We start from the raw sequence: 19,049 nt of genomic DNA, 5'->3' as shown, positions 1-19,049 counted from the left end.
AACGACTTTAACGGCGCACTCGCGGACTGCAAAATCCGCGCTACTTCGCGCTACAGCGCCCTGGCAAAAACCAGCTTAATCTTGAGCTGGAACTCGCCAATAACTTTGAAAATCTCTTTCAGGGTCACCCGCTCTACTTTGGTCAATTGCTTGGGGTCGAGATAGTTGTCGGGCAAGGTTTTGTCGGTGATAATCTGGGTGGCTTGCTTTTTCAGGCGCAAACCCATCAGGTAGTAGTAGGCGTGGGCCAGCTCCTGGTGCTCGGGCTCGCTGAAGATGCCGGCCTGCTGCAAGGCGGCCAGGCGCTGGCCGGTGTTGGTGGCGAAGATGCGGTTTTTGAGCGCGTACACCCGCACCAAATCCACGATGGGCGACATGGTGCGCTTGAGGTTGATGACCTGCTGGCCGCCGCCCAAGTCGAAGGTGCGGATGTTGTTGAAAAACGTGAGCGGCGGCTCGTATTGCAGGGCGTTGCGGGCCATGAAGGTGAAAAACCGCTCCAGCGGCTGGGCCAGCTCCTCGCTCAGAAAGGCTTGCAGCTCCTCCATGATGGCGGCCTCGCCGTAGAGAAAGCGGCAGTCGAAGCAGGCCGCGAACTTCATTACCTTTTCGGGGTCCGACTCGGTGAGCCAGCTTGTGTAGTTACGCTTCCAGTGCGAGAGCGAGTGGGTCCACTTCGGGTTTTTGGCCATGAAGCCGCCGTCGCAGAAGCTGAAGCCGATGGCGTTAAGCTGGTCGGAGACCATCTCGGCAAAGCGCAGGAAGTAGTCGCGCACCAGCTCGCGCTGCTCGTTGGCCTTGTCCTCGTAGATGATGGCGTTGTCCTGGTCGGTGAGCAGGGTTTGCTCCTGCCGGCCCTCGCTGCCGAGCACCATAAACACGAACCGGGCCGGCGGCGGCCCCAGCTCCGATATCACGCTCTCAATGACTTTCAGGGCGATGGTGTCGGCCACGGTCGTGATGACCTGGTTCACGATTTCGGGCTTCACGCCCCGGTCCAGCAGCTGATACACCACTTCCGGCACCTGCCGCCAGCCCCGGCGCAGCTCGCCGGCTGTGCCGGCCTGCCGCACCGACTGAATAAACAAAAACGGCGACTGCGCCTGGTCGGTGAGCAGCTTATTGCGGGAGATAAAGCCCAGGTAGGCGCCGTCTTTCTCGACTAACAGATAGCGCGTTTTGGTCCGAAACATCAACAGCAACGCCTCATACACGTAGGCGTCGGCCGACACCTCCACGATGGGCGCGTCCATCACCGTGCGCACGGGCTGGCGGGCGTCGGCCAGGCCCGCCACCACCTTGTCGCGCAGCGTGATATCGGTGACGTAGCCGATGATGCGCTGGTCGTATTCATCGAGCACGAAGTAGCAGGAGCTGCGCGCCTCGGCCATGCGGCGAGCCACTTCCTGGGTGGGGGTAGGGGCCGGGCAGCTCAGCACCGGGCGCAGCTCCACTGTCTCCAGGCGCCGGGAGTAGAGCTGGTCGGAGGCCAGGTAGCTGGGGCCGCCTTGGTAGCGGGGCCGCACGAAATGGGCGTACTCGTCATTGAGCAGCAGCCGCCCGAAGCGGGTGGTGAAGAAGCCGAAAAACGCCTCGTTGCCCAAACACAAGGCCCGAAAATCGGCCCGCGGCAAGACCAGCACCCGCGTGCCCTTGTGGGCCAGTACGGTGCGCATCGAGCGTTTCTTGTTCAGCAGCAGCGACACGCCGCCGTAGCACTGGCCCGGCCCCACCAGCTCGGGCACCCGCTTCTGGTGCTGGCTGTCGTAGAAAAAAGCCTCGTAGCTGCCCTCCACAACGATATCGAGGCCGCGCATCTTGGTGGCATCTTGCTCATAGATAAAGGCTTCCTGCGCGTGGTAAACTTCTTCCAGCAGGCCGGCCACTTCGGCCAGCACCTCGGGCGGCAGCTCGGCAAAGGGCGCCACGGCGCGCAGAAAGTCAAGGCGGTCGGGTTTCATGGCGGGCAGGGGGGTAAGCGGCGAAGTTCGGGCCGCGGGCGGCAAAAGTCAGCCCAAACAGAATGGGCACCGGGTAGGGCAGGATAAAAATCCGGCTGGCGCTGACGGCCGAGTCAGTGGCTCCGGCCGGCCGTCGGCGTCATTTCCCTACCCCCCTTCGCTCAGCCAAAGAGCCGGCGCCAGCGCGATGCTACGGCTTCTGCCGGCGGGCGCAGTGGCACTTGGGCGGCCAGCATTTCCTCGTTGATATCACCCTTGCGCCACAGCTCAAAAAAACAGGCGGCCGTTGCTTGCGCGTCAAGCAGGGCGTCGTGCTCGCGCAGCATCGGCCGGTTGAAGAGGCGCTCATACAGCTCCGGCAGGCGCAGAAAGCGCTGGCCGGCGGGCCGCACAAACCGGTCGGTCAGGCGCATGGTGCAGAACGTGGGCAGCCCCAGCAGCCCGTTGGGCAGCCCGGCGCGGTGCAGCGTGACGCCGAGCATATGAAAGTCCAGCTCCATGAAGTGACCCACCAGCAGCGGCTCGTAGCGCCGCAAATCATCCAGCAGCTGCTGCATCACGAGGTGGCGGCCCTGGCCCTGCTGCTCCAGAAACTGCAAGGTCAGGCCATGAATCCGGCCGGCGGCGGGGCTGATGTCGTAGCCGCCGGGCTTGAGGTAGTAGCTCTCGGTTTTGATCAGCTCGCCCGCGCGCCCATAAATCACCCAGGCCACCTGCACCACGTGCGGCCAGGCCGCGCTGTGGGCGTAGGGTTGCTGCCAGTTGGCGGGCAGGCCCGAGGTTTCGGTGTCGATAAAGAGCAGGTAGTCGCGCACAGCGGCGTAGCAGAAAAGCGGGCCCTAAAGTTCGACTAAACCCAGGATATAGTGCACCGCCACCGGGCAAGTCAGCTCAGATTTCCGGCAATGGAAGTAGCTTGCACTATCAACTATTCCCTCTCTCAGTCATGCTCTTAGCCATTCTCATTCCCGGCCTCTCGATGATGCTCAACGGCCATGTGCTCAAAGGCATCATCTGCTTTATTCTGCAATTCACGCTCATCGGCTGGCTGCCGGCCGCCATCTGGGGCGTGGTGTCGCGCAACCAGGATTTGGCCGAAAAGCGCCACCGCGAGACGCTGGAGGTGATGCGGCGGGGGTAGACGTCGGAGTAAATTTCCAGCGCTACTCCGCCAGCCGCGTCCACCTGTGAACTGGCGGCACCTTTCCGGTTCCTTCGCCGATTTATAAGCCTGGGCCAGAGAGAGCATTTGCGCCGCGCAAACCAGCTTTGCTCCAAGTCGCCCGTAGCGTAAGCTAAGGCTTGGAGCAACCATCTGCGTATCGCATAGGTCCTCGTTTGCTGATTACCCTTCTTCACCTTTATTCCATCACTGCCATGAGCTTCCTACACGTTGTTCAAATTCTGGTTAGCCTGTTAGCTGGCCTACTCACGATTTACAGCAAGCGTCATCACTTTCCGAAGATATGGCAGCGTCTCACGCCGTACTTTACCTGGGCGGTAATGAACCGCGTGATGCGAGCGATAACCATTGCGGAGTGCGGGCTCATGCTTTTGGTGCTAGTGCTCGACCTTGCTAGTTATTGGAGCCGAGTATTCGACCCACAAATGTCTGTCGCCTTATTCCTTACCCATTTGCGCGCCACAGAAGCACCTCTAGTTGCCAGCGGAGCATGTATATTGGGCTATGGTTACTGTAACTGGCAGCTTTTCCGCTGATAAGCATATTTGCCACCCAAAATGCGCTCTCAATAGCCTGAAAACGAAGAATGCCCGCCGGTCAGGGCGGGCATTCTCGGTTATCGCGCTCCCTCCTGAGAGCGCGATAACCGTCTGTAACGTCAAAAAAGCATATTTTGGCAGATTATGTCCCGGTTTGTGTCCCGGTTCAGGCCAAATGCTAATTATTCTACCCTACCCCGGATAATATCCACAACTTTCCACAGGCCGCGAATATCTTCCCCGGCCACGGTCAGCATTCCCGCCCGCGGGTTGTCGGAGTTTAGCACCAGGTGCCGCTTAGCCATCAGGTCGTTGTCCTTGATGCGCTTTACAGTCAGCTGATTGCTGAACGCGACCACGTAAACCCCGCTCACGGCATACTTGATATCCTCAAATGCTATGGGTGTCACGGCTACCAGCATCCCGGCGCGAAGCTGCGGCTCCATCGAGTCGCCGTTAATCTCAAATACCAGCGTTCCATCTTTCCGCAACTCGGGGCTAGGGTTGTAGATGCGAATCATCTGCAGCTGGCCGTAGTCGCCGTCGTGCCCAATCATCTCCACGAAGCCGGCGCGCACCGGCACGGGCACAAACGGGCAGTCGATATAGTCGGCTACAACGAACGTGCCCTTGTAGAGCACGTCGCCGCCAACGCGACTGGCCTCTTCCATCGGCCCGCTGCCGAACCAGAGCCAGTTACGGCTGACCTCCAATTGCTTTACGATGGTTTCCAGCACCTCGCTGCTGGGCTGATGCCGGCCGCCTTCAAGTTGGGCCACCGTAGGACGCGAAATTTCCAATAGGTCAGCCATTTGCTGCTGGGTCAGGCCACGAGCCTGCCTGATGACTTTCAGCCGCTCGGCCATGCTCAATGAGGGCATTGGGCTAACCGAGCTGATTTTTTTGCGTTCAAGCGTAGTCATTTTGTAACATTTGGTAACTGTTGCCTACATTTGGGCCGTCCATTCGCACCCAAAGGTAACAGAACAAAACTAAAATGCAACTACTTGAAACTACCAGTACGCCGGCCACACTGCGGACTTTGCTGCCGCACGGCGCGATTTCCAGCATCGCCCGCTCGCTGAAAATGTCCCATACCGCCGTGTCGAAGGCCTTGCAGAAGGCCCGCCCTACCCACCCCGCCGTGGCCGAGGCCGTGCGCCTCATCAAGGAGGCCGGCAGCCAGGCCGTGCAGCACGACCTTACTCAGCTCAGCGGCCAGACTCCCACGCCATGAGTGCCGCCACTCACTTGCTCGGGGAGCCGCAGGACGCTACTGCCGCCCTCGAAACCACGCTGACCAACTGCCCCCGGCCTACGCATTTCGGAGAGTATAAATTCTCGACCCCCACGCAACGCAGCCAGCTGGATAAGCTTCTGGCCTCTCACTATCTGCTGCCTTTTGAGCATAAATGGGTGAACTGGATGCGGGTGCGCTTCGACGTAGCCACGGCCGACACCGTGCTTCAGCTGCTGGAGCGCATCATTGCCTACCGCCAGGCGACGGGCATTGCGCCCGTGTACCGGGAGCGGGGCTACTACTGGCCCGAAGCCGCCGACTCCGCCAGCGCCGACCCGGTCACCCCACCAGCCCCGCAACCCCCATCCCGGCCATGACTGAGCTAACCACTACCACCCCCGACGGCCTGCACATCACCGTGCGGCTGCCCGACCACCACGCCTGGGTGCGCGAGTCGCTGGAGAAAGCCTGCGCCGCCGAGGCCCGCCGCCAGCTTGAATCTGCCCCTACCCCCGACCCGGCCTACGCCGTGCCCCGCGCCGCCGACCTGCTCGACCTGCACCCCGAGACGCTGCGCGACTACATGCGCCTGCCCGACCAGCACCCGCGCCGCCTGCACTACGTGCCCGGCGAGTCCAGCCGCGGCGACCGGATTCTGCTCTCCCAAATCCACGACTGGCAGCACCGCAACCGCACCGACGCGGCCCCCGCGGCCGTGCCCCCCGCTCGCATCCGGGGCCGCCGCCCCGCCGGCCAGTAGTCCAGTCGCCAATCGAACCATTCATTCCCTACCCCCCCCATGTCTCAGCTACTGCCCATCGTCGGCCCCGACAGCCCCGAAACCCACTCCATCATCACCATTCAGAAGGTCAAAGTCAAAGACCAGCACCTGACCTGCGAGTTCACCGAGCAGCGCACCCAGGACGCCCCACCCCGCGCCTTCGCCCTGACCTGCGCCGAGCAGGTGCACCCCGACCTTACGCACGCGCTGAGCCGCCTGGTGCCGCACCTGTGCCTGCTGGCCGAGCAGCTGACCGAGACGCCCGACTACTGGCCCGACGAGGCCGAGGACCTGCCGGCCCTCTTCGAGCCGTTCACCGTCACCGGCTTTTCGATGGGCCGCAACCAGGGCGGCGTAACCCTCATCGGCCAGCGCGAGCTAACCGCCGGCCGCGTCCTGAACCTCACTACCCCCTACCAGTCCTTCGAGGACGAGCAGACCAGCTACCCCTACTCGGGGCTGCTGGAAACCACGCTGACCGCCGCCCTGGCCGAGGTCGAAGCCGCCCTGCGCGGCAAGTGTACCGACCACCGCCAGCTTGACCTGTTCGAGCAGCCGGCCGCCATCCCCTACATTCCCGTTCCCAGCCTGGCATGAAGGCTCCCGCCTTTCTCTTCTACACGGGTGACTTCCTCAGCTCGCCCGACGTGCAGCTGATGGAGGCCCACGAAGTGGGGGCCTACTGCTTGCTGCTGTTCAATTCCTGGCAGTCCGACCGCCCCGGCTACCTGCCCAACGACGAAAGCCGCCTGCGCCGCACCGCCCGCCTCACGCAGGCGCAGTGGGCCGACAGCCGCGAGCTGCTGCTCGGCAAATTCCCGCTGGCTCCCGACGACCCTACCCACCGTCACAACCCGCGCCTGGTGCAGGAGGCCATAAAGCAAGCCACCAAGCGCGAGCGGCTGGCTGCCAACGGCCGCAAGGGGGGTAGACCCGAAAAGCAATTGCTTTCCGAAAATAACCAACTGGTTTCCGACAACTCGCCTGCCGCGCCCCAAATCCTGCCCGAAAAGCAAATGCTTGCTGCCGATAAGCAAAAGCTTTCCGGCGAAAAGCAATTGCCCCCGCAAGAGAAAGCAATTGAAAAGGCTTTCAATTTCAGTTTCACTACTTCTACCGAAGTAGAGGGAGGGGTAGGGGCTGGCGCCCCAGCGCCCGCGCCTGCCAAACCGGAAAGGAAGAAAATCCCTACCCCCCCGCTGCTGGCCGAGGTCCAGGCCTACGCCGCCGAGCAGCACCCCGCCAGCCCCGACGCCCAAACCGAGGCCGCCGCCTTCCACGACCACTACGCCAGCAACGGCTGGCGCGTGAGCGGCAAAACTCCAATGGCCGACTGGCGCGCCGCCTTCCGCGGCTGGATGCGCCGCCGTCCCCAGTTCCAGGCCCCGGCCGCCGGCCGCGCCGGCAGCAGCCCGCCGCCCCCGGCCCGCGCCCGCACCGCCCCCCGGCCCGCCGACCCCAGCCGCTACAGCTAACCCGCCATGTCGCCATCCCTACCCCCCCGCTTCCCCGACGCCGTGCGTCGGGCGGTCATCTCAGCTCCTACCGGCGGCCAGCTGCCGCCCCAGGCCCTCGACCTGGAAGCCGCCGTACTCGGCGCCGCCCTGCTCGAAGCCCACGCCCAGCGCACGCTGCTGGCCACGCTGCCCACCGAGGAAGTGTTCTACTCCGCCGCCCATCAGCAGGTGTACCTGGCCATCCGCGACCTCGTGCAGCAGGGCGACCACGCCGACCTACTCACCGTCGTGGCTCAGCTGCGCCACCGCGGCACCTTGGAGCGCACCGGCGGCGCGCACTTCGTGGCCCGGCTCTCGCAGCGCATCAACTCGGCCGCCCACCTGGATACCCACTGCCGCATCCTGCTGGAGCAGCACGCCCGCCGCGTCATCATCCGCGCCGGCACCGAGCTAACCGCCCACGCCTACGACGACGGCCGCGACCCGCTCACCCTGCTCACCGACGCCCAAACCCGCCTCACCAGCCTGCACCGGGCCCTCGAAACCCGCCCCGGCCAAACGGCCGCCGCCGCTTTCGATGCCACCTTCGACCGCCTAGCCCAGGCCATCGGGCAGCAGGGCCTGACCGGCATCCCCACCGGCCTCACCCAGCTCGACGGCCTGACCGGCGGCTGGCAGCCCGGCGACCTCATCATCTTGGCTGCCCGCCCCGCAATGGGCAAAACCGCCGCCCTGCTGCACTTCGCCCGCACCGCCGCCCTCGACCACGGCCACCACACCGCCGTCTTCAGCCTCGAAATGCCCACCCTGCAACTCATGCAGCGCCTGGTTGCCAGCGAAGTCCCCGGCTACAGCAATTCCGACCTGCGCCGCGGCAACCTGCCCGGCGGCCTGCCCCAAGTCGCCCACGTGCGCGAGCAGGCCCAGCGGCTTCAAACCCACGGCCACGCCCTGCACCTGGACGACACGCCCGGCCTGAGCATCCAGCAGCTGCGCGCCAAGTGCGCGCGCCTGCACGCCCAGCACCCTCTAAGTCTGGTCCTGGTCGACTACATTCAGCTCATGCGCGGCGACCAGAAAGGCAACCGCGAGCAGGAGGTAGGCAGCATCAGCCGCAGCCTGAAAGAGCTGGCGAAAGAGCTGAACGCGCCCGTCATCGCCCTCAGCCAACTTTCCCGCGACGTGGAGAAAAGGGGCGGGGAGAAGCGCCCGCTGCTCTCGGACCTGCGCGAGTCGGGTAGCCTGGAGCAGGACGCCGATTGCATCGCCTTCCTCTGGCGCGGCGAATACTACCACATCGCCGAATATGAGGACGGCACCCCCACCGCCGACACCATCCTCTTCGACATCGCCAAGCACCGCAACGGCGCCACCGATGAGGTCATCGCCGCCTGCAACCTGCGCCGCGGCGTGTTCAGCGACTTATCGCCTACCGGCGGCTCAGGCAGCTTCACTTAGCTGCCTGCCTCTCAGCTTGTCACTTGTCCATTATGAGCCTTGAAGCTCCAATTTTCATATCAAAGCGCATAGGCTTTGGTACCCCCTCTCTGTCTATCCGACGCTTCGGGTCAAAATAACGCAGGCAGAAATAGGCGGCCCCTAGCGGGTCATCCGGCTTATGATTCATACCAGTGGCAAGGGTAGCTATAAGTTGCGCCCAAGACCCCCACGCAGCTTTTTCACTTGGCTCTCCGCTTGTGAAATGTGCGGTATAACGATTAAGCACGATTATATAAAATCCTTTGAAGCTCGCGCGCTCCTCTCCCGCGACCTGTATTTGAAGCTTGTCAAAAAAAGTTGTCCTGGCATTTGGCGTCTTTACCCACGAGTGCACTTTTTCCACCCACTCATTGGCCTTACTGTAGTAGTTAGTCATGGCACTTTGGCGGCGGCGCATAGAGTCGCCATACCCGTCAGGCCATTTCAACTGTATTAGTGCAGCCGTTCCTGCATGTCTGTCATAAAGAACAGCATCAATATCAGTCGAGCCGAGTGGGGTACTCAGCATCATGCCTTTGTTAAGCTTGATAATGTGCTCTTGGGGAAAGAAGTTGAATAGGTCGCGTCGGAATTGGACTTCTCTGTTATTGACCGCGCGGAAGTAGTCCTTCTCGTAACGTCGTTTCAATTCGTAGTTAAGTAGCTGGAACGGATTGATCATACAGCCAGCAACCGACCTGAGTAAATTTCCCTCTGACATGCGGATGAATGGCGGCGGTGCCGCCGCCGTAAAGTCAGTGTAGCCCTCATAGTTGACCTTGTCTAGTGTTAGACAATCAAGTATTTGCCGGGCCTGACTTTCAGTTACATCTATCCCTTCGGCAAGCATTCCAATAAAGGAAGATTCCGGCCGTAGATATGGTAACAGGTTCGCTAAGAAGGTTTGAGGATGACGTTCAAGCACCGCAAGCGCATAGTGAACATGCATCAGCGCAACCCCCATCAGGTACTCCACGGCATCAACGTAGACCCGATAAGGTAAGCCGCCGAACAAGTCGTCGGGTCCAAAATTCTCGTGTTCCTGCAATCGCAGAATCATATAGTGGCCCTGCCGCCTGAAGAAGTCCGAAACCTCTTCTGGGGCTACATACGCCATGAATTGCGGGTGCGGCTTTTCAGCCGTTCGCCGTATCAACAGCTGGATGGTCTCAAAGGATAGCGAGTGTTGAGCCTTACGCTCTTCTATTATTCGTTCAATAATGTGCTCGGACAGAAAAGCTCGGTACTCTATGTCGAAGCGTTCGACACCAAAGTATTTGTAGTTGGGTTCAAATTCTACGTTCTGACCTGCAACCTCCGCAACCCGAATCATACCATACCGCAGATAATACAAGAATTGCTGGCATATTCCGACCCGTCCTGAAAAATTAAGAAGCATCCGTGCATCCTCGATGTGCTCCCTGCTGGAAGGAAAAAACATCGGCCGCGGCACCATATCGAAAAGTCGGTAAGCCTCTTTGAACAGCGATTGCCAGCCATGTTTGTAAAGGTCCAATACGGATGGATTGGCAACGTCACTTTTATAGGGTATGGTAAGCTGAACGTCCAACTCCCGAATTAGACCAATTAGCGTTATAAATGGAGGGTTTGCCTTTATGTGTTTGCTCACCTCGGCAAGGCCGGTTTTGATTTCTTCCCGCAAGAAATCCAACTCGTCGGCTTGCTTGGCCATAATAACTATAACTCTGCTGCTATTTACACTGAACCACCAGCACCGCCCCGCACAAAATTGCATCCTCGTCGTCCAACTCAAACGCTACCCCCGACACCGCCGCCACGGCCGCCATCGCGGCGCTGTTCGTCTCCCCCTCGCAGTCGAACACCGAGTAGGCGATGTATTCTGGCCCACTAGCCAGCACATCCACTAGGCCCGGCGCGCAGCCCAGCAACGCCGGCACTAACTCAGGTATCCGCGCAAAACCAGTTTTCGGGTTTGGCATACACAGCCCATCGGCAGGCACCGCCTGCGGCGGCTGTTGAGGCAGGTAAAGCGTGGCGTTCATTGTCGTATTGATTGCGTTAATCAAAGTTCGCAGATTTTACCTTGCTACCTTCCGTCACGCACCAGTAACGGTCGCCGCGAAGAACGGCCGATGGAAAAAAGTTAGCTAACCGGGTTGGCACCCCGGAGGAAGGCTGAACCCATTACTTATGCTCTCGCCGTCAGCGGCTACTTACCGCCTGCTACATCGTACGCCCTGACCGCGTTTCTCGTACTTTTGAATCACCAGCAGAACCGAGCCAACCTGCCATTTTTAGCAACGGGCAGACAACTAGCATCTAAGTGGAGAAACTAATCAGCACCGTGGCCGACAGCCCGCTACAATCCCTGCACATGGACGCCCTGTCAGGCTTGCGGACTCTGCCCGACAAGTCGGCCCAGGTCGCCCTCACTTCACCACCATTTTATTTGTTGCGCCGCTACGGCACGCCCACTACCTGGCCCGACGGCTGGGAGGGGGAACTAGGCCACGAAGCCCACCCCAACGATTTCGTCAAGCACCTGCTCAACGTCTTTGACGAAGCATACCGCGTGCTAAAAGACGATGGCTGCTTGTGGGTAAATCTGGCCGATACGTACAACAACCGTCAGGGTAAGAAAGGCACTACGAACGCTCCCAACGGCTCCGACGGCCGGTTTGCGGCCGGCGGCCGAGGCTACGCCGATTCGCTGCGCGCGCAGCCCGAGTTCTTCAAGCACAACGTGCCCAGCATCGGCCACAAGTCCGAAATGGGCGTGCCGTACCGCTTTCATCTAGCCATGACCGACCCTGATTTCCGGCGCTTCGTGGGCGCCGAGCCAGGGCCGCAGTGGATTTGCCGGCGCACCATCATTTGGGCCAAATCCCTGGTGCGGGTCGAAAGTCAGGAATCCGAAGGCAACGCCATGCCCGAACCCACGAAGGACCGCCCGTCGCGCAACTACGAGTTTCTATTCCTTTTCTCCAAGCGCCCTACCTACCGCTTCGACCGCACGGCCATCGACGTAGCGGCCCGTTCTAGCAGCCGCCAGGGCGATAAAACCAATCCCGGCTCGGTGTGGGAAACCCAATGCGAAATTCTTTCCGATAGCTCGGAAGACATGGACGGCCTGTGGCGCGTCAACTCCGAGGCATCGCCGTACCGGCACGTGGCCATGTGGCCGCGGGCGTTGGTGCGCCAGATGCTCCTACCCACTACCCGCCCCGGCGATACCATCGTAGACCCTTTCGCCGGCAGCGGCACCACCGGCGAAGTGGCTCACGAGTTGGGCCTGAACGCCATTTTGATTGAACCGTCGTCGGTTGCCCGCGAGGCCAGCAAAAGCCGCCTGAATTCCCTTAACGGCCAGCTTTTCACCCACTCCTAGATGTTGCCGTTGTTTCCCGAACAAAGCGGAGCTGAGTTTGCCCCCGCTACCGTTACCCGCGCTTTTGGTGAAGAAAACCGGGCCCGCCTGCTGAAAAAATACTTCGCCGAAGTCGGCCCCGTTACGGCGGCCACGGCGTGGGAGCATGTGTACCGGCTGCTGCTGTGGATTGACCGCACTACGGCGCTGGCTCACTGCTACGAATCCGACAAGTGCCAGCCCGGCCGACCCTGGTACGCCCGCTCGCTGGCCTTCCACGCCTGGGTGTCTAAGGCGCTTGCCGTGACGCCGGCCACGCTGGGCGAGCACATCGACTGGCTGTTTCGGGAAGCTGTGAAGGATTTGGCCAGCCAGGCATTCGCCGGCCGTTCGGCCGCCTATCTTCAGCAACGCAAGCCCTACGAAGGGCAGCACTTCCCCGAGCCCGGCGAGGACCCCGAGCTAGTCGCCATCATCAAGGAAATGCTCGCTGCTCATTTCCAGAGTGAGCCGACCGAAACCGAATACCGAACCCTGGCCAGTCGCATCTATGCGCACGTCACCCAGGAAAATAAGCGCAAGAATCTCGTCGGAGAGGGCTTTGAGGATGTGCTGGGAGCCGTGGTCCGGCAGTTGCACCCGCAGGGCCTCGATGTGCGCAACCGCCCCATGCTCCATTCGGTGCCCGGCTTCTACCCGCCCAAAGGCAACGATAAAATTCGCAAAGTGGACTTGGTTCTCATTAAAGAGAGCCTGCGGACCCTCGTAAGTGCCAAGTGGAGTGTCCGCGCCGACCGTGAGGAGCAATTCCACAGTGATTTTGAGACGTACAACGCGCTGGAATCCAAAGGTGAAAGCTTCAATTATACGCTCATCACCAACGAGTTTGACGCCGCCCGCTTAAAAGCAGCTTGCGAGCGCCGCCGCCAAAATGCCCCGCTCTTTACCCATGTGGTTCATATCAACCCCGCCGGAGTATTGGCCGCCTATGGCGACACCAGTAACGAATCCATCACGGCCGTGCGCGCTCACGTGGCGTCTGGTCGCCTGAAAAGTTTGCAGCAGTGGCTGGAGACCGTGGGCGCTGCCTCTTAAAAAATAGCTCGATGAATTATCGAGAATTGAACTAACGTAGTTGTTGAAATATGACGCTACTGCACGTCAGGGATATGAATGTTTATCAGATGTACCGTCATAACGACTTGCGATATGGCTTCTGGATAGTACGGGACTCATGGGGCAATACCTTAGCAAGAATAACGGAGATAGAAGGCGTTTCGGAAGGGAGTAAAATTAAAGGGCGTTACCCCTACTATGGGAACCCTAAAGTGTGGGCCGATTTCTACGACTTGCGCACCTTGCAGCTCGTCAACCAACGTTGCGAAGTAAGCTGCCCCGGTACGTATGCCTACCAAATGGTCCGTCTTTCACGTGAGTTGGCCCTTGCTTTGGGTTTTACTCCCGAAGAAGCTGGCTGCTTACAAGAGCCGGTGCCGAGCGTGGCGGCACCCGATGAGCAACCGATTCACTACCTTTTACCAAGCTGCTTCACCGAGTGGAGTTGAACGAGCTGTCAGTTGCGGAGGCACTGACCCAGCTGCGCCGGTTGCCGTCGCACGAAGATTTGCAGAAGTGGAGGACTAGCCAGATAATGTCCGGTGAGTCCTGCGAAGGCTGTGGGGGCGCCGATGAAGCACATGCCTTAGTGCCGCATCCTGCCCCAAGAACGCATCAAAGGAACATGGATGCCATTCGTAGTGCCGTTGAGCAGTTGCTTCAATCGACGATAGCCAATGACATCACGGAAGACGAAGCTCTGGCTGCTGCCCAAGGGGAGGAGCGGGCTGCTTGTCCCGTCTGCTTGAGCGTTGCCATCAGGGAGCGAAAAACCATGAGCCCCCGGTTTCTCTGCTCCAAGATTCATGGATTCGAGCAGCCTACGCAGGTAGTATATTATCCGCACGTCAGGTCAACGGATAAGAACCTAGCCGTGGATGCCGCCAAGGATTTTCTTGCAGCGCGCAATGTGCAGGTTCACGTCAAGCGCTGGTATGACGAGATGTCCCGGCAGGCGTTGCTTGAGACGCTGCGTCAATCCATAGCGTTTATAGAGGGAAAGCCTTATCGGCATCTCTGCGCCGATTGTCTATGGCAAGCCGCAGATGCGCCGCTCACTCAGGAAACCTTGGATTTGGTAATTGGATGGTGTTCGAGTGCTCAGCTGACGGCACGTTAAATACGAGACTTGATTCCAAAGGCAGCTTCTTATCACGTTTTAGTGTGGTAGAGCAGTCAAGCCACCGTGGCTTACGCGCACTGAATCCCGCTACGGCTTGTGGGCTGGGCGAGGGAAAAAACAAGGGCCAGCCCACCAGGTACTTGACCCGGCCGACTGGCCCCGTTGGCATTTGCAGTGCTGCCCGCTACGGCTTTTCTACCGGCGGCCGGCGCTTCTTATCGATAAAGTGGGTGATGACTGCAATAGCCGCCTGCGCGAGGATTTGCCAGATTTTCATGGGGTAGGGAATGAGTAAAGGTTTGAGGGAAAAGAAATGAGGCGGACGGCTCAGCTCGGCAGCTCGAAATGCGGCATGTCCAGAAACTTCTCGTCGTCGCTGCGTCCGTCCCCGTCCCAGTCGCCGCCCCAGCGCACGCGCTTGTCGGCGTACCTCATCAGCCGCGCAAACTTGCTCAGCAGCAGCCCCGACCACGATACCGAACCGTCTTCCAGCTGAAAGGCCACGTCAATAGCCGGCGTCGGCCGCCGGTTGTGGTTCGACTCGCCCCCGCGCTTGTAAGTCACGATGGCCCCCGGCGTGCTGCGCCCCTGCGCGTACAGTTCATCCTGCCGCTCCGGGCTCCGATAGCACTCCGTGATGATGGGTACCCCCAGCAGCCGCAGCACCGGGTCGCCCAGCCAGCGCCCCAGCGCCTGCGCGTAGGCCGAGGCCAGCGCTGGCACCGCCTGCCCCAGGCGCGTCGCCTGCACCTGTAGCTGCGCCGAGGTCAGCTGCGGCCCAAACCGCACCCGCTTCAGAGAATTTCTATCAACGACCAGCATCGGCTTCCGAGTTAGCAGGTGAACTCGCTACTGGTGTGCCGGCCGGCGCTACGACGACTGCCGAAACCGGCGCCTTGACCACCGTTTCCGGCTTTTGCAGCGCCTTTCTGACCGTCGCCCAGATGGTCACGATGGCCACGAGCGCCTGAATGACGAGGTGCCCGTACTGCTCGATTTTGTCGGGGTCCGGCGGCACCAGCTCGTTGCCGGCCACCTGCCCGAGGAAGGCAGTTGCGAAGATGTGGGCGAAGTGCCCTGCTTTTGTGCTGCTGAACATGGCGTTGCTTTTTGTTACAATGTTTGAAATTCTTCGGCAAACATACGTAGCAAATTGCAACACAGTTCGTTGTTAAGTCAAACACAGTTTGTACTATTCTGGGCGCTCCCTTCGGGCCGGGCTGTCCGCCACTCCGCTTCGCTTCGGCCCTGCGGGCAGCTCCCGCTGGTCGCTTGGCTCCCATCCCTAGCGCATCACGGCCCGCAGCTTAGTGATTCCGCCGACCCGAACCGCCTACGGTCGGGCCGCGCCGGAAAGGGGCGCCGCCCCTCCCTGCCGCACCGCCTCACGTCTCGGGCCGGCCCTGAAACGGCCCCGCCCTCGTGTCCCCCAAAACCAGCGTTACGAGCCGCTACGAACCGCCTACGGGCCAGGCCGCGCCTGAAAAAAGCGCCGCCCGTCCCTACCCCAGCCGATACGCCGGGGCCGTGCGTCGCTCCGGTCAGGATGCCACGCTGCGCTCCGTTCCTGCGCTCGTTCGCTCTCTGCGCTTGCAGGCATCCTTCCCTGCACGCCACACCGCCCCCGATACTGCCGCGGCTCCCGCTAATCGTCCCACGCCCGGCCCTGCCTTCCGTTGGTCGGCCAGGCCGGGCTACCCAGGCCGATACGCCGGGGCGGCGTGTCTGAAAAAGCCACGCCGCCCCCGATACGGCAGATTCAGCGGCTACTCACCACAGCAGCCACAGCGGGTTTCAGAGTCGTGCGGGCTTCGTTCGCCGGCCGAGCCGCCGCTCCCGCTGGTCGCTCTGGCTCGGCCTTCCGCCCCGGACCCGCCCCGGACGCCAGCCCCAGCTACGGAAGCCTCGCCCGCCACGAGGGCCGGCCGCTGCGGCGGCAGCTCCCGGCACCAGTCCCTACCCCCGTCGCGCCGGCCAGAACAAGGCGCCCTTCGGGCAGTGTCCATTGGGGAGGCCCCCAAACCCCCGTAGTGTGCTCCGCTTCGCTCTACACTGCCTCGGGTTCCGCAGCCTGAAAACGGCCGCTCCACCCTCATAAGGCCCGCTCCGCGGAGAGTGGCGGGCTGCGCGCCGCCGAAAAAGGCTTTTAAAGTGCCGTCAGGTCGGCCGCGCCCGGTTGGCGGCCAGGCCAGGGGGTAGGGCTGCTGGAAATTGCACTTTGCAGGTCCAGGCAGACTACAAAATTCCCTTCCAGACGCCTAACATTTGGTTGCATAATGTTTGATTTACAAACATATTGTTTGTATCTTTGGGTAGCAAGTCGGGAAAGGCCCGGCTGCCCGCCCTACCCGGAGGCCTACGGCGCGGGGCATCCCACGGCTAACCCATACAGCCATGCAACCCAATCAGCTTTTGCAGCTTGCTGCTGCCGCCTGGAAAGGCCCCGCCTTCTGCTCGTTCGCGGGCATCTACGTTTCGCAGTCTGCCGCCACCTACGATAAGGGCGGCAGCAGCTGGTACATCAGCCTGCGGCTGGCCCAGGCGCCCGCCAACGGCACCCAGCAGGAGTTTAAAGGCTCCGCTCCCTGCCCGTTTCATGCGCTGCGCGAGGCGTTCCGCGCCCTGCGCGCCGCCTACCCCGGCTATGCGTTCGGGGCCGTGTGGGCGGTGATGAAGGCCGAAGACGAGTTTGCGGGCGTCCCGGCTCATGCCTAGCGCCGCTCCTGTCGCAGCCGTGCCCGCGCCGGGCGCGGCTGCCTGCCGGCTGGCGGCCCTTCGCGCCGGTATTGCCCGCCTGGAGGCCCTGTTTCCGGTCCGGCCCCCGGCAGCCCCCCGGCCCGCGCCGTGCACGGCGGGCGCCGTGGCCGCCACCGCCGCGCTGGCCCGCGCTCAGTCCGCCCTATTTGAGGCCCGCGCCGCCAGGTATGCGCTGCGCGATGAGCCCGGCCCCCGGCCCGGCCGCTTCGCCCGGCTTCGCGCCGCCATCATCCGCTGCCGCGAGGCCCAGGCTGCCTACGCCGCGGCTGCCGCCGCTTACCACGCCAGCCCGGCCGGCGCCGCCTTGCAGGACATCCGCGCCCGCTACCCCCTCTTCTAGCCACTAGGCCCGCGCCGCCCCGGCGCGAGCCATCAAGCCCCGCCATTCATGGATTACGAACCAACCGAGGCCGAGCTGAACGGCCTGAGCGGCGACGAAACCGCCGCCGACCAGGCCGCCGCTGCCTGGTACGAGCAGCAGGAGGCCGCCCGCGCCGAGTGGGAGCGCCAGGCCCACTACCACCACGAGCAGGAGCAAGCCGTGTGGGAAGAAGGCGAATACGAGCAGATGATTGCCGAGGTCGAAGGCTACTAACCAATTCACTCACCAGGGGCCGCCCGCGCTGGGCGGTCCTCTTATCCCGCCTACCCATGCCTGAAACCGCCACCACCTACCAGCCGCACCTGCTCGACCCGCACAGCGCCGACCCGCAGCCGGTCAGCCCCAAAAACGGCCGCAGCTTCAAGCTGGCCGAGCTGTACGCTTTGCTCGATTGCCAGCGCGTGGACGTGGTACGCCTGAGCAAGGAGCTGATTCTGATAATCGACGACGAGGGCAAGTTCCGCAGCCCCTGCTACCTCAATCTGCTGGCTACCTACCTCTGGCACAAGCATGTGCCCGAAGCCCGCGGCGTCGATTGCATCGCCGGCCGCGCCGTGCTCTGCCACGACAACCAATTCAAATAGCCACCAGGGGCCGGCGCTGGCCGGCCCCGCATTTCCTACCCCCCATGAGCAAAAGACCCGCGCCCGTCTGCCGCATCATTCAGCGCCCCGTCCCCGGCAGCCCCCTGGGGCCGGGCACCTACCTGACCCTGATGCAACGCCCCGGCGACCCTTACGCCGAACTGCTGCTCGGCGACCGCCGCGAAGGCCTGCGCGCCGCCATCGGTGCCGCCGAGCGCCGCAGCCGCGGCCTCAACTAACCCATACCGGCGACGGGGCCGGCCGCTAACACGCCCCGCTTTTTCATTTCCCAATTCCCTACCCCCCATGTCAGCCCAAGTAAAAGCCCAGCCGAAAAAAGGCGCCACCCAGCTTGGCGCCGCCACCCAGGCCGCCCCTGCTCCCACCGCCGCCCTGACCGTAGCCGGGCCGGCCTACCTCATCGACAAGCTGGACGAGGCCACCGGCGAGCTGGCCCAGGTGCCGCGCTTCCGCTACCTGCCCGGCCACCCGCGCCAAATTCGCTTCGACGCCAAAGCCGGAAAGTTCAACATCGGCGGCACCACGGAGCTTGGCAGCTCCCTATCCTTTATTCCGCTGGCCTGGCGCGTGTTCCAGGACGACATTCTGAACATGGGCCGCAAGCTCTGGGCCGAGCTGTTCTATGCCGACGAGAAGGGCGCGGTCTGCGCCGTACTCTTTCACGGCTACAGCGTCGAAAACCTGTATCGGCTTATTGAGCCGCTATTCTACGACGACCTCACGCTGGCCGACGTGCTGGTGAAGGTCACGGCCGAGAAGAAGCAGACCACGAAGGAGGGCAAGACCGCCACCTACTACATCGCGCAGTTCAGCTACGAGGCTGCCGACCCGGCCGAGGTTGCCGCCCGCCGCGACTTCGCCCGTGATTTCCCTATCTGGCGCGCCGAAACCCACACCGGCAAAGCCGATATGCGCATTCAGCACGCCTACGCCGTGCCTGCCGCGCCGGAGCAGTCCGAGCCGGCGCCGGCCGCCGGGACGCTGGCGCTGCCCGTCGCTGCCTGACGGCCGCCGGCCGCCCGTCCCGCTCCGGGGCGGGCGGCCCTTGCGGCCCGCCCCGCTTTGCCCGTCAATTCC

General features: G+C 62.2%; 25 protein-coding genes. 18 read left to right on the top strand and 7 right to left on the bottom strand.

Annotated features, from left to right (window positions below):
- Positions 1 to 50: 50 nt before the first annotated feature.
- Both ACFE70_RS05910 and ACFE70_RS05905 read right to left on the bottom strand, forming a co-directional pair.
- Positions 51 to 1,961, bottom strand: coding sequence for a DUF294 nucleotidyltransferase-like domain-containing protein (locus ACFE70_RS05910; RefSeq protein WP_375416798.1), 1,911 nt, complete (start codon positions 1,959 to 1,961; stop codon positions 51 to 53).
- Between the two features lie 161 nt (positions 1,962 to 2,122).
- Positions 2,123 to 2,776 carry an exonuclease domain-containing protein gene (locus ACFE70_RS05905; RefSeq protein WP_375416797.1) on the bottom strand — a complete coding sequence of 218 codons (654 nt, stop codon included), beginning with the start codon at positions 2,774 to 2,776 and terminating at the stop codon, positions 2,123 to 2,125.
- A 131-nt stretch (positions 2,777 to 2,907) separates the two neighbouring features.
- On the opposite strand from ACFE70_RS05905, the gene ACFE70_RS05900 reads away from it, so the two are divergent.
- Positions 2,908 to 3,102: a YqaE/Pmp3 family membrane protein gene (locus tag ACFE70_RS05900; RefSeq protein WP_375416796.1), complete on the top strand. Its 195-nt coding sequence runs from the start codon at positions 2,908 to 2,910 to the stop codon at positions 3,100 to 3,102.
- Positions 3,103 to 3,338: 236 nt separating this feature from the next.
- Positions 3,339 to 3,680: a hypothetical protein gene (locus tag ACFE70_RS05895; protein WP_375416795.1), complete on the top strand. Its 342-nt coding sequence runs from the start codon at positions 3,339 to 3,341 to the stop codon at positions 3,678 to 3,680.
- Between the two features lie 185 nt (positions 3,681 to 3,865).
- Here the strand turns inward: ACFE70_RS05895 and ACFE70_RS05890 are convergent, their stop codons facing one another.
- Positions 3,866 to 4,564, bottom strand: a complete 699-nt coding sequence (locus ACFE70_RS05890; RefSeq protein ID WP_375416794.1) for an XRE family transcriptional regulator — start codon at positions 4,562 to 4,564, stop codon at positions 3,866 to 3,868.
- A gap of 206 nt (positions 4,565 to 4,770) precedes the next feature.
- Between ACFE70_RS05890 and ACFE70_RS05885 the strand changes: the two genes are divergently transcribed.
- Genes ACFE70_RS05885 through dnaB form a run of 6 tightly spaced genes read left to right on the top strand, consistent with a single transcriptional unit; the run spans position 4,771 to position 8,619 of the window.
- Positions 4,771 to 4,920 (top strand): hypothetical protein, encoded by a 150-nt coding sequence (locus tag ACFE70_RS05885; RefSeq protein WP_375416793.1) that lies wholly within the window; start codon positions 4,771 to 4,773, stop codon positions 4,918 to 4,920.
- On the top strand, positions 4,917 to 5,300 hold the full coding sequence (locus tag ACFE70_RS05880) for a hypothetical protein (protein ID WP_375416792.1): 384 nt from the start codon (positions 4,917 to 4,919) through the stop codon (positions 5,298 to 5,300). The genes ACFE70_RS05885 and ACFE70_RS05880 overlap by 4 nt, the downstream gene beginning before the upstream one ends.
- The gene (locus ACFE70_RS05875) at positions 5,297 to 5,683 is read left to right on the top strand and encodes a hypothetical protein (protein WP_375416791.1); all 387 of its coding nucleotides are present in this window, start codon (positions 5,297 to 5,299) and stop codon (positions 5,681 to 5,683) included. Before ACFE70_RS05880 ends, ACFE70_RS05875 begins: the two co-directional genes overlap by 4 nt.
- Positions 5,684 to 5,722: 39 nt before the next feature.
- Entirely contained in the window at positions 5,723 to 6,301 is a 579-nt protein-coding gene (locus ACFE70_RS05870) for a hypothetical protein (protein WP_375416790.1), read from the top strand.
- Complete coding sequence (locus ACFE70_RS05865) at positions 6,298 to 7,179, top strand: DUF1376 domain-containing protein (RefSeq protein WP_375416789.1); 882 nt, start codon at positions 6,298 to 6,300, stop codon at positions 7,177 to 7,179. The genes ACFE70_RS05870 and ACFE70_RS05865 overlap by 4 nt, the downstream gene beginning before the upstream one ends.
- A gap of 6 nt (positions 7,180 to 7,185) precedes the next feature.
- Entirely contained in the window at positions 7,186 to 8,619 is a 1,434-nt protein-coding gene (gene dnaB, locus ACFE70_RS05860; protein ID WP_375416788.1) for a replicative DNA helicase, read from the top strand.
- A 19-nt stretch (positions 8,620 to 8,638) separates the two neighbouring features.
- Here dnaB and ACFE70_RS05855 read toward each other — a convergent pair whose 3' ends face one another.
- Positions 8,639 to 10,333 (bottom strand): hypothetical protein, encoded by a 1,695-nt coding sequence (locus tag ACFE70_RS05855; protein WP_375416787.1) that lies wholly within the window; start codon positions 10,331 to 10,333, stop codon positions 8,639 to 8,641.
- A 19-nt stretch (positions 10,334 to 10,352) separates the two neighbouring features.
- Positions 10,353 to 10,601, bottom strand: a complete 249-nt coding sequence (locus ACFE70_RS05850) for a hypothetical protein (protein WP_375416786.1) — start codon at positions 10,599 to 10,601, stop codon at positions 10,353 to 10,355.
- Between the two features lie 344 nt (positions 10,602 to 10,945).
- On the opposite strand from ACFE70_RS05850, the gene ACFE70_RS05845 reads away from it, so the two are divergent.
- From ACFE70_RS05845 to ACFE70_RS05830, 4 genes are all read left to right on the top strand, one after another.
- Positions 10,946 to 12,010, top strand: a complete 1,065-nt coding sequence (locus ACFE70_RS05845) for a DNA-methyltransferase (protein WP_375416785.1) — start codon at positions 10,946 to 10,948, stop codon at positions 12,008 to 12,010.
- Positions 12,011 to 13,084, top strand: coding sequence for a hypothetical protein (locus ACFE70_RS05840; RefSeq protein ID WP_375416784.1), 1,074 nt, complete (start codon positions 12,011 to 12,013; stop codon positions 13,082 to 13,084).
- Between the two features lie 50 nt (positions 13,085 to 13,134).
- The gene (locus ACFE70_RS05835; protein ID WP_375416783.1) at positions 13,135 to 13,554 is read left to right on the top strand and encodes a hypothetical protein; all 420 of its coding nucleotides are present in this window, start codon (positions 13,135 to 13,137) and stop codon (positions 13,552 to 13,554) included.
- Positions 13,555 to 13,730: 176 nt separating this feature from the next.
- Positions 13,731 to 14,225, top strand: coding sequence for a hypothetical protein (locus ACFE70_RS05830; protein WP_375416782.1), 495 nt, complete (start codon positions 13,731 to 13,733; stop codon positions 14,223 to 14,225).
- 330 nt (positions 14,226 to 14,555) lie between these two features.
- On the opposite strand, the gene ACFE70_RS05825 is transcribed toward ACFE70_RS05830, so the two are convergent.
- Together ACFE70_RS05825 and ACFE70_RS05820 are read right to left on the bottom strand one after the other, a co-directional pair.
- The gene (locus tag ACFE70_RS05825) at positions 14,556 to 15,050 is read right to left on the bottom strand and encodes a M15 family metallopeptidase (protein WP_375416781.1); all 495 of its coding nucleotides are present in this window, start codon (positions 15,048 to 15,050) and stop codon (positions 14,556 to 14,558) included.
- Positions 15,037 to 15,327, bottom strand: a complete 291-nt coding sequence (locus tag ACFE70_RS05820; RefSeq protein ID WP_375416780.1) for a hypothetical protein — start codon at positions 15,325 to 15,327, stop codon at positions 15,037 to 15,039. Before ACFE70_RS05820 ends, ACFE70_RS05825 begins: the two co-directional genes overlap by 14 nt.
- Before the next feature lie 1,295 nt (positions 15,328 to 16,622).
- Between ACFE70_RS05820 and ACFE70_RS05815 the strand changes: the two genes are divergently transcribed.
- The 6 genes from ACFE70_RS05815 (at position 16,623) to ACFE70_RS05790 (ending at position 18,977) form a co-directional block, all read left to right on the top strand.
- On the top strand, positions 16,623 to 16,943 hold the full coding sequence (locus ACFE70_RS05815) for a hypothetical protein (RefSeq protein WP_375416779.1): 321 nt from the start codon (positions 16,623 to 16,625) through the stop codon (positions 16,941 to 16,943).
- Complete coding sequence (locus tag ACFE70_RS05810) at positions 16,936 to 17,325, top strand: hypothetical protein (protein ID WP_375416778.1); 390 nt, start codon at positions 16,936 to 16,938, stop codon at positions 17,323 to 17,325. Before ACFE70_RS05815 ends, ACFE70_RS05810 begins: the two co-directional genes overlap by 8 nt.
- 48 nt (positions 17,326 to 17,373) lie before the next feature.
- Positions 17,374 to 17,580, top strand: a complete 207-nt coding sequence (locus tag ACFE70_RS05805) for a hypothetical protein (RefSeq protein WP_375416777.1) — start codon at positions 17,374 to 17,376, stop codon at positions 17,578 to 17,580.
- A 56-nt stretch (positions 17,581 to 17,636) separates the two neighbouring features.
- Positions 17,637 to 17,951 (top strand): hypothetical protein, encoded by a 315-nt coding sequence (locus tag ACFE70_RS05800; RefSeq protein WP_375416776.1) that lies wholly within the window; start codon positions 17,637 to 17,639, stop codon positions 17,949 to 17,951.
- A gap of 44 nt (positions 17,952 to 17,995) precedes the next feature.
- Complete coding sequence (locus tag ACFE70_RS05795) at positions 17,996 to 18,190, top strand: hypothetical protein (RefSeq protein ID WP_375416775.1); 195 nt, start codon at positions 17,996 to 17,998, stop codon at positions 18,188 to 18,190.
- Positions 18,191 to 18,257: 67 nt separating this feature from the next.
- Complete coding sequence (locus tag ACFE70_RS05790; protein WP_375416774.1) at positions 18,258 to 18,977, top strand: hypothetical protein; 720 nt, start codon at positions 18,258 to 18,260, stop codon at positions 18,975 to 18,977.
- Positions 18,978 to 19,049 lie beyond the last annotated feature (72 nt).

The organism is uncultured Hymenobacter sp., assembly GCF_964243305.1.
Lineage (GTDB): Bacteria > Bacteroidota > Bacteroidia > Cytophagales > Hymenobacteraceae > Hymenobacter.
The sequence above is the reverse complement of the archived record's forward strand: the minus strand, read 5'-3'. Positions and strand labels throughout refer to the sequence as shown.

Coding starts and splice junctions, on each gene's coding strand:
- ACFE70_RS05910 (WP_375416798.1), bottom strand. CDS start 1,961: ATGAAACCCGACCGCCTTGACTTTCTGCGCGCCGTGGCGCCCTTTGCC.
- ACFE70_RS05900 (WP_375416796.1), top strand. CDS start 2,908: ATGCTCTTAGCCATTCTCATTCCCGGCCTCTCGATGATGCTCAACGGC.
- ACFE70_RS05895 (WP_375416795.1), top strand. CDS start 3,339: ATGAGCTTCCTACACGTTGTTCAAATTCTGGTTAGCCTGTTAGCTGGC.
- ACFE70_RS05890 (WP_375416794.1), bottom strand. CDS start 4,564: ATGCCCTCATTGAGCATGGCCGAGCGGCTGAAAGTCATCAGGCAGGCT.
- ACFE70_RS05885 (WP_375416793.1), top strand. CDS start 4,771: ATGTCCCATACCGCCGTGTCGAAGGCCTTGCAGAAGGCCCGCCCTACC.
- ACFE70_RS05880 (WP_375416792.1), top strand. CDS start 4,917: ATGAGTGCCGCCACTCACTTGCTCGGGGAGCCGCAGGACGCTACTGCC.
- ACFE70_RS05875 (WP_375416791.1), top strand. CDS start 5,297: ATGACTGAGCTAACCACTACCACCCCCGACGGCCTGCACATCACCGTG.
- ACFE70_RS05870 (WP_375416790.1), top strand. CDS start 5,723: ATGTCTCAGCTACTGCCCATCGTCGGCCCCGACAGCCCCGAAACCCAC.
- ACFE70_RS05865 (WP_375416789.1), top strand. CDS start 6,298: ATGAAGGCTCCCGCCTTTCTCTTCTACACGGGTGACTTCCTCAGCTCG.
- dnaB (WP_375416788.1), top strand. CDS start 7,186: ATGTCGCCATCCCTACCCCCCCGCTTCCCCGACGCCGTGCGTCGGGCG.
- ACFE70_RS05855 (WP_375416787.1), bottom strand. CDS start 10,333: ATGGCCAAGCAAGCCGACGAGTTGGATTTCTTGCGGGAAGAAATCAAA.
- ACFE70_RS05850 (WP_375416786.1), bottom strand. CDS start 10,601: ATGCCAAACCCGAAAACTGGTTTTGCGCGGATACCTGAGTTAGTGCCG.
- ACFE70_RS05840 (WP_375416784.1), top strand. CDS start 12,011: ATGTTGCCGTTGTTTCCCGAACAAAGCGGAGCTGAGTTTGCCCCCGCT.
- ACFE70_RS05835 (WP_375416783.1), top strand. CDS start 13,135: ATGACGCTACTGCACGTCAGGGATATGAATGTTTATCAGATGTACCGT.
- ACFE70_RS05830 (WP_375416782.1), top strand. CDS start 13,731: ATGGATGCCATTCGTAGTGCCGTTGAGCAGTTGCTTCAATCGACGATA.
- ACFE70_RS05825 (WP_375416781.1), bottom strand. CDS start 15,050: ATGCTGGTCGTTGATAGAAATTCTCTGAAGCGGGTGCGGTTTGGGCCG.
- ACFE70_RS05820 (WP_375416780.1), bottom strand. CDS start 15,327: ATGTTCAGCAGCACAAAAGCAGGGCACTTCGCCCACATCTTCGCAACT.
- ACFE70_RS05815 (WP_375416779.1), top strand. CDS start 16,623: ATGCAACCCAATCAGCTTTTGCAGCTTGCTGCTGCCGCCTGGAAAGGC.
- ACFE70_RS05810 (WP_375416778.1), top strand. CDS start 16,936: ATGCCTAGCGCCGCTCCTGTCGCAGCCGTGCCCGCGCCGGGCGCGGCT.
- ACFE70_RS05805 (WP_375416777.1), top strand. CDS start 17,374: ATGGATTACGAACCAACCGAGGCCGAGCTGAACGGCCTGAGCGGCGAC.
- ACFE70_RS05800 (WP_375416776.1), top strand. CDS start 17,637: ATGCCTGAAACCGCCACCACCTACCAGCCGCACCTGCTCGACCCGCAC.
- ACFE70_RS05795 (WP_375416775.1), top strand. CDS start 17,996: ATGAGCAAAAGACCCGCGCCCGTCTGCCGCATCATTCAGCGCCCCGTC.
- ACFE70_RS05790 (WP_375416774.1), top strand. CDS start 18,258: ATGTCAGCCCAAGTAAAAGCCCAGCCGAAAAAAGGCGCCACCCAGCTT.